Origin of the sequence: Methylobacterium sp. WCS2018Hpa-22 (assembly GCF_031843785.1) — a bacterium.
In the GTDB taxonomy this organism is placed as follows: Bacteria; Pseudomonadota; Alphaproteobacteria; order Rhizobiales; family Beijerinckiaceae; genus Methylobacterium.
Genome location: NZ_JAVTJA010000013.1, coordinates 168,435 through 182,796, shown reverse-complemented (window position 1 = coordinate 182,796; position 14,362 = coordinate 168,435). Strand labels below are relative to the sequence as shown.

Sequence of the window (14,362 nt, the reverse complement as noted above, 5' to 3'; positions counted from 1 at the left end):
GCTCTCCCAAGCGGCCGGACAGCCCCAGCTTGGCGTCCTCTTTTCACACAGCCTCAACCCGTTGCAGACCCCGGGAAGGTCCGCTTCCAGGCGACCTCGCAGACAAAGACCTACGACTAGATCGGGTGGAATGCGGTCCGGCTGCTTTCGATCAGAAGATGCCATTAGGTAGCCTATCGTGGAGGTCATGGAGCATCGGCCGATTGCGCCACGAGGGGCAGCTTGCCTAACCTCTCACCCCGGATGGACCAGAGCCTCCGCTCCTGAAAACCGCAGACTGTCCCAAATCATCTGCCGACGGACAGGCGTCCGCATACGGACCGAGCTGGGAACGTTCGGGCCCGCGGAACGTCGGGCGTCGGGGGAATGCTGAGAACCATGGCCGGACTGAAGGGAACGCTGAGGGAACTCTACGAGGGCGACGACGACCGGGCGTACCGGTTCCGCTACGCCCTGCTCGCCTTCGACCTCGCAACCTTGCTGTTCATCGTCGTATCCTCGTTCATGCCGCGCGAGCCGCTCGTCGAGGGCGTCGACGTGCTGATCGGGATCGCGGTCACCGCCGACTTTCTCTCACGCCTCGCCATCTGCCCGAAGCCGACCCGCGAGTTCCTGCGACCGACGACCTGGGCCGACGTCGCGGCAATCGCCTCGTTCCTGGCACCCATCGTCGGCGAGGGCGCTGGCTTCCTGCGCATCTTTCGCACGCTGCGCTTCCTGCGCACCTATCAGGTCCTCGACCGCCTGCGCTCGGATTTCTCGTTCTTTCGCCGCAACGAGGAGGTCATCGTCGCTGCGGTGAACCTCGCGGTGTTCGTCTTCGTGATGACGGGCATCGTCTACGCGACGCAGCACGGGCGGAACCCGGCCATCGGCAACTACGTCGACGCGCTCTATTTTACGGTCACCTCGCTGACGACGACAGGCTACGGCGACGTCACGCTCAACGGTACGGGCGGGCGCCTGATCTCGGTGGTTGTGATGATCTGCGGGGTGACGCTCTTCCTGCGACTCGCCCAGGTGCTTTTCCGGCCCCACAAGGTACGCTTTCCCTGCCCGACGTGCGGGCTGCAGCGGCACGAGCCGGACGCGGTCCACTGCAAGGCCTGCGGCACGACCCTCAATATCCCTGACGAAGGAACGTACTGAGAGGGGCGGAGACTTCCCGAGCACAATTCCCGGCGCCTCCGGCGAGCTGTCCGCTTCCCGGACAAAGTCACGAAAGACGCCGCCGTGAGGGTGCCAGGGCGTCAGGGGGATCTGACCGGCAAGCTCTTCCGGGTTGCCACCTGACCCCGATGACGGTCAGGACCGAACCAGCATCCAGACGGCCATGCCGATCATCATCAAGTTTTCGGTCAGCGAGACGAAGCCCAGCGGCACGTTGGCCGAGCCGCCGACACAGGCGCACTTGATCTCGCGCTTGTCGACGTAGACCGCCTTGAACACCGACACGGCGCCGACCGTGCCGATGAACAGGGCGACGGGGATCGAAAGCCAGTTCAGGGCTCCGGCGATCATCAGGATACCGGCCAGCGCCTCGCAGAACGGGTAGGCGTAGGCGTAGCGCACCCAGCGCCTGGCCAGAAGGTCGTAGCCGAGGAACATCGACGAGAAGCTCTCGACGTCCTGCAGCTTGAGGATGGCGAGCACGCACATGCTGAAGGCGATGAACCACTCGGCGGCCCGTATCGTCAGCGGCGTGCTGAAAGCCGCGTGGCTGGCCGCCAGCGCCATCAGGGCGGTCATGGCGAACACCGCGACCACGGGCATGTAACTCGTGGCCTTTGGATCGGCTACGGACTTGCCGAGATGGCGGCGAAGGTCGTCGTAGCCGCCGATGCGCTCGCCTTCGATGAAGGTCTGAGGCGTCGTCTTGACGCCGTGCTCGGCCTTGAAGCGGTCGGTCTCCTCACGCGTCGTGAGCCAGTGGTCCTCGACCTGGAAGCCCTCCCGTTCGAGCAGGTCCTTTGTCTTCAGGCCGTAGGGGCAGACGTGCTTCTCCATCACCATGCGATGGACGACGGCTCTGCGGACAGTGTCCAGCATCGCGGAATCCCTCCTTGGGAAAATTGAGTTTTAGGAACGCCAATACCCTGACAACGCGAGAGCCGGGCATGGGCTTCCCTTGAAGCGCGTTCGGCCCACAATCGGCAGGATCGGACTTCCAACCGTGGGAAGGTCAAGCGATGTGTCCGGCCCCATCGACCGGAACGGCCTTGGGCGGCGAGTGTTCATTCTTCTCACGAGCGATGCGGACAGCGTCCCGAGACCGTCCGCTGACCGAACCGCGATGTCTGCGGCCCCCGAGCCCCAACCGGCATCGCCCAAAGTTCAGGAGCCGTCGCCATGAAGCTTTCCCTCACCCTCGCCGCCGCGGTTGCCGCATGCCTGCTCGGCCAGCCGGCATCGGCCGGTCCCTTGGGCTGGCCGGTCGAGGCGCTCACTGCCGGCGCCCTGCCGACCAGCTACGTCCAGTACCGGCGCTTCGGGCATCGGCACCACGGCTTCCGTCGTGGATACGGGTACCGCCGTGGTTACGGCCGGGGCTACGGGTACCGTCGGGGGCCAGGGGTCGGCGCCGCGGTGGGGGCCGGCGTGGCGGGCCTCGCCGCCGGAGCCATCATCGGCGGGGCCATCGCCAACTCACAGGCGCAAGGTTCGCAGGGCGCGCCGGGCGCCGAGGCCGTGGCGGCCTGCGCGCGCCGATTCCGGTCCTACGACGCATCGAGCGGCACCTACCTCGGCAACGACGGCGCGCGCCACGCCTGCCCCTAACCAACGCTTCGTCTTAACGGGGATACCTCAGCCCGTGACCCCGGTGAGGCCGTCGACGACGTTGACGGCCATGATCAGGCAGAAGCCGGCGAGGAGCGCGATGCCAAGCACGCCCATGACGATGTCGGACGTGCGCGGCTCCCCGCCGAGGTGACTGGCGAACGCGAGTTGCTTCCAGGGTCGTCTACGGGTCGTGACACGTGGCAAGGCAGGCCTCGAAGGCATGAGGGAATTGAGATCGACCGATCCTCGGTCAGGATGCGTAGGCGAAGGATAGGCAGAGCACGACGAAGTATCCGAATGTGGCGAGGCCGACCGCATGGAAGCGGCTCGCCAAGGAATCGACGCCGTTGTCGTTGGCCGGTCCCGGGAGCTTCCGCGGCCAGCCTCGCCAACTGCGGCAGGCCCAGGGAGCCTGGTGCAAGGGCCTTTCGGGGTTCGGGCCCGGCTCAGGTCGGCAGCACATGGCCCGACGACCGGGCGCGGACTTGGCCCGGGGCAAGGTCGGCCGCCAAAAGCCCTCCGCCGTATCGGGCCCAGTCCTCGACTGACGCTTCATTCGACGCCGCCGTTCCGCCGACGCCATCGACCGGTGGCGAGGCTGCAGGCCGCCGCCGGAGCGTGCGGACCAGTCGTGCCGTTCGACCCATCGCTTCCTTCATGGTGCTCCTTGTCGGCTTGACCGAGGAAGCTCCGGACCCGACCGTCGCCGTACTACGACCCGGACGCCTGGAACCACGGTTTTGACTTCGTATGGCGCCGAAACGTTTGCAAGCCGCGTCGGCAGGGCGTCCCAGGGGCCGTCAGGTTTATCCCGACAAGACTGCGGGCTTCTCTGACTGAACGGCCGCCTTCGGCGACACAGATGGTCCTCCGAGCCGGAGACCTGACCCCGGATCGAAACGTCGGACCAGCCTCTCCTCCGTCACGCATGGCCCTCTCGGAGCAGACCCATGAAACGCATCGCATTCGCCCTTGCGGCTGTATCGAGCCTCGTCCTGTTCGCCCCGTCGAGCGAAGCGCGTCCCCTCGGGCGCGTACACGGCTTCCACGGGCATCACGGCGGCTTCGGCGGGCATCACGGCTTCGGCGGCTTCCGGGGACACCACGGCTACCGCGGCATCGGCTTCCGGTCGCACCACCGCGGGTTTGGGGGCTATCGCGGGATCGGCTTCCGCCATGCCCGTTACGGCTACGGGCGACACTACGGACGCTATGGCTACCGGCGCGGCTATCGCGGGTTCGACCTCGCGGCGGGTCTCGGCCTCGGCCTTGCCGCAGCGGCCGTCCGGCCGGCCTATTACGGCGCCGGCTACGGCCGTCCGTACGGTTACGGCTCAGGGTATGGCTACGCCCCGGTCCGTTACGGGTACGGCCGTCCTTACCTCGGCTGCGGCTACTGAGACGCACGGCCGGGGGGCCATCACGCCGGCTCCCTCACCCAACTCCCGACTAATCGGGGACGCGGCGCGGCGCACACAGCACGGTCAAGTGTCTTCGGTCGCGCCGCTTGTCGGGATTGCCCTGACACGCGTCGGTAAGACCGGCAGGAGCGGGCGGAAAAGCTTGTCGGTCGCTGCGATCCGGGCGCTACTCGGGTGTGCCGAGGACGCCTCGGAACAGCGAAAGGGTGAGTACCGATGATCATGGAAGTCATCCGGCAGGGAGCCAGGGCCCGCACCACCGGTCGGCCGAGAGATGCCTGTCCCTATCCCGCCGATTCCCGCGAGCGTCGGGCTTGGTTCGAGGGTTTTGACGGATCGGCCTGGGAGCCGGGCACGAGGGTGTCACACCCGGCCATCGCCTCGAAGGCCGCGGCGATGGCACGGGACGTCGGCGGGACACCGGGTCTGGCGTCAGCTTCCGCGTAGGGATCCCGGCACCGAACTCGGAGACCGGGAGGCAATGCGCTAAGGACCGCGGGACCGTACGCCCGGAAGCATCCGAGGCAAGGGAACGGTTCGAATGCCTGTCGCATGAATACCCCGGGTGGAGCCTCCCCCGGCCTTACCGGCCAGCCCCGGCTGGACCGCGGCAACCGTCGGACCTTCGTCGCGCTCGCGGTCGCGGCGGCCATCCCCGTGATGTTGCTCAGCGGCTGGGTCGCTACCCTCATGGCCCAGCAGCAGCGCGACCTGACCCGCGGCGCGGCCGTGGCCAGTGCGACGCGGGTCGCCGAACGCGTTGCATCCGACATCGCCGGGCAGGTCGCCATCCTCGAAGCTGAGGCCGCGTCCGCCACCCTCGACAAGCCGGATCTCGCCGCCTTCTACGCCGAGGCCGAGCGGCTCAAGGAAGCGCGCCCCCTCTGGGAGACCGTCGAGCTCGCCGAACCGGACGGGCGCCAGATCGTCAACCTGCTACGCTCCCTCGACGACGAGCTCGGACCCACCGCCGACCGCCGGAGCTTCGAAGCTGTCGTGCGCACCCGTCGTCCCGTGGTCGGGGGCATCGGTCCCGTCGGCGCGGTCTCGGGCAAACGCCTCGTTGCCTTGCGGGTCCCGGTCGTCCGCGACGGGCAACTGCGTTACGTCCTCTCGGTCGGGCTCGCCAACGACGCGGTCAGCTCGATCCTGCGTGACGCCGGCGCTCCGGAGGGCTGGGTCGGGACCGTCGTCGATGCTGAAGGCAACACCATCGCCCGAACCCGTGCCGAGGCCGAGGAGCTCGGCCAACCGGCCGACGCCGCCCTGCAGGCCGCGATCCGGCGCGCGCCGAACGGCTTCTACACGGGTTCGACCCTGGAAGGCTCGAACGTCGAGGTCGTCTACCGCACGCTGAAGGAGACCGGGGGTTGGTCGGTGCATTTCGGGATGCCGGCCGCGACGCTGAATGCCCCCGTCCTGCGCTCATACCTCGTCCTGGCCGGCGGCAGCGTCCTCAGCATCGGCTTCGCCCTGGCGCTGGTCGGCCTGGTGGGCCGCGACATGGCCCAACGGCGGGCGGGCGAGCGGGCCCGGTTCGCCCTGGCGCTCAGGTCGAGCGAGGAGCAGGGCGCCGTGGCGGCCGAGGCGGCGGAGCTCGGCACGCTGCGATGGGACACGATCCGGCAAACGGTGACCGGCTCGCCGCGCGCGGCCCATCTTCTGGGCTGGACGACCACCGTCGTGCAGGAGGGCGAGACTGAGGCCGCGGCCGGCGCTGTGACCGAGGCGATCCACCCGGACGACCGCGCCCGCCTCGCTGACGACCTGCGCTGGAGCCTGGCGGACGGGGCGACCCTCGACGTCGAATTCCGCGTCGTCGGTTCGAACCCCGAGCCGCGCTGGGTGCGCCTTACCGGCCGGGCGCCCCGACTGCACGACGGCGCCGCCGGCCTGGTTTACGGCGTGGTCTCCGACATCGAGCCGCGCAAGCGGGCCGAGGCCGAGCGCCTCGAACTCCTTCGACGCCTCGGCGAGGCGCAGGAGAACGAGCAGCGCCGGATCGCGCGCGAGCTGCACGACCAGGTCGGCCAGACCGTGACCGGCCTCTCGCTCGGCCTGAAGGGGCTGGAACGGCTCCTCGAAGCGCGGGGTATGTCACCGGAGGCCGAGCGCCAGGTCCAGTGGCTGCAGGCGCTGGCCGGCGAGATCGGACGCGACATCCACCGCGCCGCCGTCGACCTCAGACCGACGGCCCTCGATGACCTCGGCTTACGCGAGGCCCTCGCCACCCTGTTGCGCGAGTGGGGGCAGCGCCATGGCGTCCGCGCGGACCTGGAGTTCCTCGGCGAGCCCGGCCGGGTTCCCCCGGCCACCGAGAGCGCCGTCTACCGGATCGTGCAGGAGGCCCTCACCAACGTCCTGAAGCACGCGCGGGCCGCCACCGTCAGCGTATCGGTCGACCACCGCCCGGAGGAGATGCGGGTGATCGTCGAGGACGACGGGGTGGGCTTCGATCCCGAGGCTGTTTCCTGCCCCCCTGCGGACGGGTCGCCGGCTAACCCACGCCTTGGCCTGTCCGGCATCCGCGAGCGCCTGTCCCTCCTCGGCGGGACGCTGACGCTGGAATCGTCACCGGGCGTCGGCACGACGTTGTTCATCACCATTCCGGTTCCGCAGGTTGCCTGACGCATGAATGACCTACCCACGGACCTGATCCGGGTCGTCCTCGCCGACGACCATCCCGTCGTCCTCGCCGGCATCCGGGCGCTGCTGAACGCCGATCCCTGGGTGGAGGTGGTCGGCGAGGCCACGAACGGCGGGGAGGCGCTGCCGTTGATCCGCTCCGTGGCGCCTGACGTCGCCGTCATCGACGTCTCGATGCCCGGCCTCAACGGCCTCGAACTGACGGAGCGCCTCACGGGTGAGTGCCCCGGGACCCGGGTCCTTGTGCTCACGGTCCACGAGGATGCCGCTTACGTCCAGCCGCTGCTGAAGGCCGGCGCCCGGGGTTACCTCCTGAAGCGCTCGGCGGCCGAGGACCTCCTGCGGGCGGTCCATGCGGTCGCGACGGGCGGGGTCTACCTGGACCCGTCCGTCGCTGGTCATGCCCTGGGGGACAACTCCGCGGCGGCGGCGGGGCCCAAGCCGGCCGAGACCGGCGAGTCGCTTAGCCCGCGAGAGACGGAGACGCTGCGCCTGATCGCGCAGGGGCTCAGCAACAAGGAGATCGCGCGACGCTTCGAGGTCAGCGTGAAGTCGGTCGAGACCTATAAGGCCCGGGCCGCCGAGAAGCTCGGATTGCGGTCGCGTGCCGAGATCATCCGCTACGCCGCCTCCCACGGTTGGCTGGACGCGCTCACCCTCCGGTAGGGGGCACGCATCGGCGTCGTCATGCCGTCGTCGACTACGTTAGAGAAGCAATTTGATGCGGTGGGCACCGCGTTCACGTCCTCGGTGGCGGAGGTTTCGCCCAGGAACCTGGGGCGGCCCTACGTCTTGTTGACGACAAGATAAAAACCTTGAGGAAACGCTTATGAGAACTATTGCTCTCGCCGCCGTGGCCACCCTCGCCCTGGCCGTGCCAGCCCTCGCAGCCCCCTGCAACACGGGCGCCACGCGTTCCAAGGACCCAACGCCGGACCACGTGAACCCGAAGAGCTCGGACGTCGACAAGTCGAGCAAGAACCTGGCCGGAGGCCCCCAGCCGGCTTCGCCGGGCACGGTCGGCGCCATGAACAACGTCGGCACCAACCAGATGGTTGGCGAGAAGCCGGGCTCCGAGGCGAAGAACGATCAGGGCAACGGCGTGGGCACGTCGAGCAAGAACCTCGCCGGCGGTCAGCAGCCGGCTTCGCCGGGCACGGTCGGCGCCATGAACAACGCCGGTGCGAACCAGGGTCTTGGCAAGGACGACAACTGCTAAGGCACGCCACCTCATCGAAACCACCCCATTGGGCTCGTCAAGCACTGCCGAGGCGGGCCCTTCCCATGTTTGCCCCTCGTCATCGAAGACCCTGGCGGCCAAGGACCCGAACCGCCAATGACTCTTCATGATCTGTTGGCATCCTCGAGCCCCAGGGGGTGCCATGAAACTGGGCATGCCGCGTCCGAGGTTGCACGTCGCTATGATCTAACGGTGGTCCCACCGCCGCGTGTCCCGACGCGCGTCTGCCCGCCATGCCTCTGATGAGCGCGCGGACGCTCTCGGCCACCGGACTCCTTGCGGCCCTGGCCTTCATCGTATCCCTTCCGGAGGCCTTGGACTGGCCCGCGCGGGCGGCCATGCTGGCCTTCGGCGGGGCCGCCATCCTGTGGATCCTAACTGGGCTCAGCGCCGCTTATGTTGCCGTCGCCGCGGCCGTATTCCTGGTCGCGGTCCGGGCCGTCGAGCAGCGCGCGCTGATCGAGGGCCTCGGCTCCAAGGTGGTCTGGCTCGTCATCGGCACCTTCGTGCTCGGCGCGGCGGTGGAAAAGAGTGGACTCGCAGGCCGGCTCACCGCCCTGATCGCCGGGCGCGGGACCAGCGTCGGCGGGCTGATGTGGCGCCTGACCCTCGGCATCGTCCCACTCGCCTTCCTGATTCCCTCCACCTCCGGGCGGGCCACGGTGCTCCTGCCGCTGCATCGCAGCTTGACAGAGGCCGACGACGACCCGCGGCTCGCCAAGGCCATCGGACTGCTGATCCCGGCCCTCATCGTACTCTCGACAATCTGCAGCCTCACCGGCGCCGGCTCGCACCTCGTCACCGTCGACCTGCTGGAGCGGCTCTCCGACCGAACCATCGGCTTCGGGCAATGGATGCTCTGGGGACTGCCCTTCGGCGCTGCCGCCTGCCTGATCACGACCTTCCTGATCGGCCACCTCTTCCTCGACGCCGAGACCTGGGCCCGGCAGGTCGCGGAGATCGAGGCGTCGTCAGGCCCCTTGTCCGCCAAGGAGTGGCGGGCCGGGGCGGTGGTAATCGCCATGCTGGGTCTGTGGCTGACGGAGGGCTATCATCCCTTCGGCATCGCCACCGTGGCGGTCGTCGGCGCGGTGATCCTGACGATGCCTGTCATCGGCGTCCTCGACTGGGAGGACGGTGTGAAGGCCGTGAACTGGTCGCTCGTCCTGTTCATCGCGGCCTCCCTCGTGCTCGGCCGCGCCCTGATCTCGACGGGAGCCGCGAAATGGCTGATCGGCTCCGCGCTTTCAGCGAGCGGCCTTGGGGCCGACAGCCCGACCCTCCCGATCCTGCTCGGATTGACGGCGCTCAGCCTGACGGCGCACCTCTACATGGTGTCCCACACCGCACGGGTGGTGGCGCTGCTGCCGCCCCTGCTACTCCTGGCGGACAAGCTCGGCCTCAGCCCGGTCGCGGTCGCCTTCCTGGCGAATGCGGGCATGGATTACTGCCTCACCCTGCCGGTCTCCTCGAAGGCGCTGCTGATCTTCCAGAGCGAGGAGCGACCGGCCTGGACCTCGACGGATCTGCTCAAGCTGGGGTCGCTCCTGGCCCCCGCCTACGCAGTGCTGATGATCGCTGCCTATTACGTCTTCTGGGCGCAGACCGGCTTGGCGCTCAGGTAGCCCGCCACCATCCGCCCGACGCCAGGCATGTTCCTAAACGGGCGCTTGCGAGAACGGAGCCGCGACGGCGTGGAATCGGCGGTGACGGGCTTCGAGGTCGGCGAGGTCGTTGGGATCCGCGACGTCGCGCCGGGCGGCGGCGGCCACGAGGTTGGCGTGACGGGCGAGTTCGGCGGTCCGGTTCGTGAGGCGCTCCACCTCGGCGACACGGGTGAGCACGTCGAGCAGCCGGACGAGGACATGCACCGATCCGGCGGCGTTCTGGCGGATCATGTGGAACATGGCATCGCACAGGCCGTCGTAATCGGTCACGGGAAGGACGAGCACCACCCGGCCGTCTCGGACGACGGCACCGGTGGGCAGATGGCATGATGCGACCCGGCACAGGGCATCGCCGAGATGGTCCACGACGCTGCCGGCCGTGAAGGGATCGTTGATACCGGGCGAAAGCGCCCGGACCGCGACCTCGACCAGTTGCCGGATCGAGTATTCGAGGTCCTGCAGGGCGGCCGGGCGACGGCCGAAGGTCAGCGAACGCCTAAGTGCCGCCTCCGCATCCTCGATCCCGGCGGAGAGGAACGCGACGGGAAACCCGCTCGGCACGTAATCGCCGGGGCGAACCCGCAGGACGACGGTCGCACCATGCCCCTGCGCCCAGTCGGCCAGCCCGCCCTCGTCCACGGCCTGAAGGTAGCCGTTGGCGTCTATGGAGACCCCGCAGCCAGTGGGTAGTCGGGCCGGGAGCGTCATGCCGGCCGCGTCGCAGGTCCGCGCCGCCACTGCGGCGCAGAGGTCGCGATGGACTGCATCAACCACCGTCTCGACATTGATGCTGGCCGCGATGTGGTGGACGAACCAGACCAGGGTCGCGAGGGAGAGGAGCGCCAGGAGCATGGCCCCCGTGATCGCGAGGTGCGGGACGAAGGGGCTCTCCTGCACCGTGCGCACAGTGCGCAGGACCATAAGCGCGTAGGCGAAGGTGCCGAGGAAGATGCCGAGGACGATCTGGTTACGGGCGTCGCGGGTGAAGTTGCGCAGCAGCCTCGGGCCCATCTGCCCGGAGGCCAGCGTCAGGGCCGCGATGGTGATGGAGAAGGTCGTGCCGGCGACCCCGATGGTCGAGGAGGCCACCGCGCTCAGGAGCGCCCGGGCGCCCTCGGCGCCGCCGGAATAGCCCCAGTTCTGGTCCGGCGAGGAGGCGTCGTACCCGGCCACATGGGCCGTCTCCAGCCAGATCCCAAGCTGGGCGAGGCCGATGCAACCGAGCACGATCAGCGCGGGCCGAAGCCAGAACTGATCGCCAAGGGATTCGATCCAGGCTCGAAAACGTGCCCTCATGCCGGCTCGCCCTTTCCTTCCGAACCCCGGTCTTCGGGGTCCTTGCGTTGGACGTCGTCACGATCTTCGCGCAGCACATGCCAACGCGCGCGCGGCGGGTTTTTACCGGCGGGCCAGCCCTCGCGCTGGCTCGTGCGGTCGCCGTCCGTCGCCTCGGTCTGGTCGTGCAGGAGAACCTGGCTCGTGGGGTAAGGCAGGTCGATGCCGGCTGCGGTGAGCGCGTCCTTGACGTTCGAGATGGCGTGGTCGAGGGCGTCGACCGCGTCGCGCCGCCGAGGCGGGTCGATCCAGAAACGCGCCGTCATGTCGACACCGGCGGCCCCGAGGCCCGTGACCAGCGCCTCCGGGGCTGGGTCGGCCAGGACCCCTTCGGTCTTGCGCAGGGCCTCGACGATGACGAGGCGCGCCTCCTTCATGTCGTCCCCGTTGCCAATGGTGAGCGGGAAGGCGAGCCGGCGCTTGTCGTGCGCGGTGATGACGGTGATCTTGTCGACAAACAGCGTGGCGTTCGGGATCAGCACGCGTTGGTTGTCGTAGGTGCGCAGCACCGTCGCCCGCACCCAGACGTCCTCGACCGTGCCCTCGTGCGATCCGGCCCGGATCTGGTCGCCGATGACGAAGGGGCGGGTCAGCAGGATGAGGATGCCGGCCAGCAGGTTCTGCAGCACGTCGCGGAAGGCGAAGCCAATGGCGACGCCACCGATGCCGAGGAGGTTGAACAGGTCGGCGGCGGAGACGGAGGGGAAGGCGACCGAGGCCGCCACCAGGAACGAGACCAGAATGGTCATACCGCCCGCGATGCGTCCGAGCACCGAGGCGGACCCCGGCGAGGCCTCCCGCAATGTGGCGGCGCGGCGAACGGCAGCACGGACCCCTCGGGCGACGAGCAGGCCAAGGCCGAACAGCACGAGGGCGACGGCCAGCCCCGGCAGGAGGGCGGCGGCGGAGCGCCCCAGCCCTTCAAGGCGCCCGAGCGCTTCCGAGAAAATCATGAGAACCCTTGGGTCATGGGAAAGCCGCCGGTGGCGGGCGTGCCATCCGGCGGCGTCTCAAAAGGCCTTGCGCGAGGATCAACCGACTTCGCGGACCGAGTACGACGATGTCAGCGACGCGGGCCGCCGGACGTCCCGCCGTATTGCTGCCCGCTAGCCCCGCGCGAAGGCATGCTGGCGTTGCCGCGGCTGGCCGAGCCCTGCCGCATACGGTGCTGGCGCATCATGCGATGGCGGCGCATCTCGCGTCGGGTCATGCGGACCTGCACGAGATCGCCGCCATCCGAGGCCGTGACGCCGGTGGCGTTCATAGGCAGGGCGGCTGAGGGCAGGCTGAAGGCGCAGAGGCCGAGGCCAGCCAGGAGCGCTGAGGCGAGAATGGTGTGCTTCATGATCATGTCTCCTTTGTCTGCGGGGATCACATCTTCTTCTTGGAATACTCGAACTTCGGCGCGTTCTTCAGAGTGTCCTTGTCGGTGTCGGCGTGGACCATCCACTTGCCGTCCCTGTTGCTGATAGCGAGCGAGGACGGGTCAAGCACGACGTAGCTTTCGCCGAGACCCAGGAAGCCGCCGACGCTGACGACGACGCCGGTGAGGGTCTTGCCGTTCTCGATCACGAGATCCTCGACCTCGCCCACCGTCTCCTTCTTGTTGTTGTAGACGGTGGTGCCAACGAGCTTGGACGACATCACGTCGGCCGACTTCACGGTCATGAACTTCAGCTTCACCGTCGCCGTGTCGGCCATCTTCATCCCCATGTCGGAGGACGCTGGCATCGCGGTGCCGGGAGTGGGCGCAGTTGGGGCCGGAGTGGTTTGGGCCATGGCGGGCAGCGACAGGCAGGTAAGCGCGAGGGCAGCGGCGAGGGCGCGATGTGACAAGGGGATCTCCTGGAAGGAGGCCTGAACGGACGGGAATGCCCGCGAGGCCTGGACGGCGATTGACCGACGCGCGGTCAATCGGCTCGCAGGTTCAACGCGCCTGTTCAGGAAACGTTCATGTCAATCGATTGGCGTAAAGCATAAGATAGTCTAGGCCGCCAAGCCTTCAGATGGTCCCTTAGGAAGAATGATCCTGATATCAAGGGCGTCATCACCGCGCATTTTTTAAAATTAACACCATATATCACGGAGATGACCTGAAGCCGCGCCTTAGGATTCATGAATTTATCGTGATCCGTCTTTTAAAACTGACGGATAAGTCGACGCGTATCGGTGGCATGAGCCTCGGTTCCCGAAGCTTCATCTCACCTATAGGATTTTTCATGATGCGCTCGACCGTGAACGCCGCCCTCCTCGCCGAGACCTCCCCCATGGTCGGCGGCGCGCCGATGATGGCCGACAAGACCATCGTCGAGAACGCATCCAAGGCCAGCAACCTCACGACCCTCGTCGCCGCCGTGAAGGCCGCGGGCCTTGCCGACACCCTGAGCGGCAAGGGTCCGTTCACGGTCTTCGCCCCGACCAATGACGCCTTCAAGAAGCTGCCGGCCGGGACTGTGGACTCCCTCCTTAAGCCCGAGATGAAGAAGACCCTGACGGGCGTGCTCACCTATCACGTCGTCCTGGGCAAGCTCGACGCGAAGGAGTTGATGGCCAAGGCGAAGATGGGCGGCGCCGACGCCAACCTGAAGACGGTCGAGGGCCAGGTCCTGACGGTGAAGATGGACGGCAACCGGCTGTCGCTGATCGACCAGAAGGGCGGCGGCGCCATCGTCGAGCAGGCCGACGTCAACCAGTCCAACGGCGTCGTGCACGTCATCGACAGCGTGCTGATGCCGAAGTAACCCGGAAGAAGGCCCCCCTATCTCCGCCAGCGGAGGTGGGGTGGCCATGGAAGCGATCCGCCATGTCGGCGTGAGCGTCTCGGGCCGGAACCAAAGTCGGCGGGCAACGCTTCGGTTCGACAATCCCGACGCCCAGGCGTCCGACCGGAACCACGCCGATGCACCGCTTGGACCTAACCGACCCTGCAAGGGGCCGCTCCGCCTTGCACCTCGCAGGCGCCCTTGCCGTCATCGTCGGCCTCGCCCTCGCGGGGCCAGCATTTGCGCAGTCTGTAGGCAGCTCCATCGACCAACCCACGCCCGGTACGCTCCCATCGGGAACGTCGACCACGAAGGAATTGGACGCCGCGCGCCACCAGGGCACCGGCGGGGTCGCGCCGCCGAGCGCGATCCAGTCCTCGACGGACGTCATGCAGTCCGAAGGCTCGGTCCAGGGCAAGGGTCAGGGCAGTCGAACCTACCCAATCCAGCACCTCCCGAAGGACATGCGCTGAGGCGCGCGCCAGCCGGTCGGGATAACAAGCCCCAGCT

The 14,362-nt window shown here is 68.0% G+C and carries 16 protein-coding genes; 10 read left to right on the top strand and 6 right to left on the bottom strand.

The features are described from left to right. Positions 1-378: 378 nt before the first annotated feature. Complete coding sequence (locus RQI43_RS18260) at positions 379-1,149, top strand: ion channel (RefSeq protein ID WP_311276104.1); 771 nt, start codon at positions 379-381, stop codon at positions 1,147-1,149. A 156-nt stretch (positions 1,150-1,305) separates the two neighbouring features. Here the strand turns inward: RQI43_RS18260 and RQI43_RS18255 are convergent, their stop codons facing one another. After that, positions 1,306-2,049: a glutaredoxin gene (locus RQI43_RS18255; RefSeq protein ID WP_311276103.1), complete on the bottom strand. Its 744-nt coding sequence runs from the start codon at positions 2,047-2,049 to the stop codon at positions 1,306-1,308. A 300-nt stretch (positions 2,050-2,349) separates the two neighbouring features. On the opposite strand from RQI43_RS18255, the gene RQI43_RS18250 reads away from it, so the two are divergent. Then, the gene (locus RQI43_RS18250; protein WP_311276102.1) at positions 2,350-2,778 is read left to right on the top strand and encodes a BA14K family protein; all 429 of its coding nucleotides are present in this window, start codon (positions 2,350-2,352) and stop codon (positions 2,776-2,778) included. Positions 2,779-2,805: 27 nt separating this feature from the next. Here RQI43_RS18250 and RQI43_RS18245 read toward each other — a convergent pair whose 3' ends face one another. After that, the gene (locus tag RQI43_RS18245) at positions 2,806-2,985 is read right to left on the bottom strand and encodes a hypothetical protein (protein WP_311276101.1); all 180 of its coding nucleotides are present in this window, start codon (positions 2,983-2,985) and stop codon (positions 2,806-2,808) included. Between the two features lie 746 nt (positions 2,986-3,731). On the opposite strand from RQI43_RS18245, the gene RQI43_RS18240 reads away from it, so the two are divergent. The 6 genes from RQI43_RS18240 (at position 3,732) to RQI43_RS18215 (ending at position 9,713) form a co-directional block, all read left to right on the top strand. Next, a complete protein-coding gene (locus RQI43_RS18240) occupies positions 3,732-4,181 on the top strand; it encodes a hypothetical protein (protein WP_311276100.1) in 450 nt (149 codons plus the stop codon). Positions 4,182-4,418: 237 nt separating this feature from the next. Beyond that, positions 4,419-4,649: an Rmf/CrpP family protein gene (locus tag RQI43_RS18235; RefSeq protein ID WP_311276099.1), complete on the top strand. Its 231-nt coding sequence runs from the start codon at positions 4,419-4,421 to the stop codon at positions 4,647-4,649. 105 nt (positions 4,650-4,754) lie between these two features. Continuing rightward, complete coding sequence (locus tag RQI43_RS18230) at positions 4,755-6,830, top strand: ATP-binding protein (RefSeq protein ID WP_311276098.1); 2,076 nt, start codon at positions 4,755-4,757, stop codon at positions 6,828-6,830. Between the two features lie 3 nt (positions 6,831-6,833). Continuing rightward, entirely contained in the window at positions 6,834-7,514 is a 681-nt protein-coding gene (locus RQI43_RS18225; protein WP_311276097.1) for a response regulator transcription factor, read from the top strand. Between the two features lie 163 nt (positions 7,515-7,677). Continuing rightward, a complete protein-coding gene (locus RQI43_RS18220) occupies positions 7,678-8,067 on the top strand; it encodes an exopolysaccharide production protein YjbE (RefSeq protein ID WP_311276096.1) in 390 nt (129 codons plus the stop codon). A gap of 254 nt (positions 8,068-8,321) precedes the next feature. After that, positions 8,322-9,713 (top strand): SLC13 family permease, encoded by a 1,392-nt coding sequence (locus tag RQI43_RS18215; RefSeq protein ID WP_311276095.1) that lies wholly within the window; start codon positions 8,322-8,324, stop codon positions 9,711-9,713. Between the two features lie 33 nt (positions 9,714-9,746). On the opposite strand, the gene RQI43_RS18210 is transcribed toward RQI43_RS18215, so the two are convergent. The 4 genes from RQI43_RS18210 to RQI43_RS18195 all read right to left on the bottom strand — a co-directional run bounded on the left by RQI43_RS18210 (position 9,747) and on the right by RQI43_RS18195 (position 12,926). Continuing rightward, complete coding sequence (locus tag RQI43_RS18210) at positions 9,747-11,051, bottom strand: DUF2254 domain-containing protein (RefSeq protein WP_311276094.1); 1,305 nt, start codon at positions 11,049-11,051, stop codon at positions 9,747-9,749. After that, positions 11,048-12,043, bottom strand: a complete 996-nt coding sequence (locus tag RQI43_RS18205) for a mechanosensitive ion channel family protein (protein ID WP_311276093.1) — start codon at positions 12,041-12,043, stop codon at positions 11,048-11,050. The genes RQI43_RS18210 and RQI43_RS18205 overlap by 4 nt, the downstream gene beginning before the upstream one ends. Before the next feature lie 110 nt (positions 12,044-12,153). Next, complete coding sequence (locus tag RQI43_RS18200) at positions 12,154-12,435, bottom strand: hypothetical protein (protein WP_311276092.1); 282 nt, start codon at positions 12,433-12,435, stop codon at positions 12,154-12,156. Positions 12,436-12,461: 26 nt separating this feature from the next. Beyond that, positions 12,462-12,926: a PRC-barrel domain-containing protein gene (locus RQI43_RS18195; RefSeq protein ID WP_311276091.1), complete on the bottom strand. Its 465-nt coding sequence runs from the start codon at positions 12,924-12,926 to the stop codon at positions 12,462-12,464. A gap of 383 nt (positions 12,927-13,309) precedes the next feature. Here RQI43_RS18195 and RQI43_RS18190 point away from each other — a divergent pair, with 383 nt between their 5' ends. Next, positions 13,310-13,831: a fasciclin domain-containing protein gene (locus RQI43_RS18190; protein ID WP_311276090.1), complete on the top strand. Its 522-nt coding sequence runs from the start codon at positions 13,310-13,312 to the stop codon at positions 13,829-13,831. Positions 13,832-13,989: 158 nt separating this feature from the next. Beyond that, positions 13,990-14,325, top strand: coding sequence for a hypothetical protein (locus RQI43_RS18185; protein WP_311276089.1), 336 nt, complete (start codon positions 13,990-13,992; stop codon positions 14,323-14,325). The last annotated feature ends 37 nt before the right edge of the window (positions 14,326-14,362 follow it).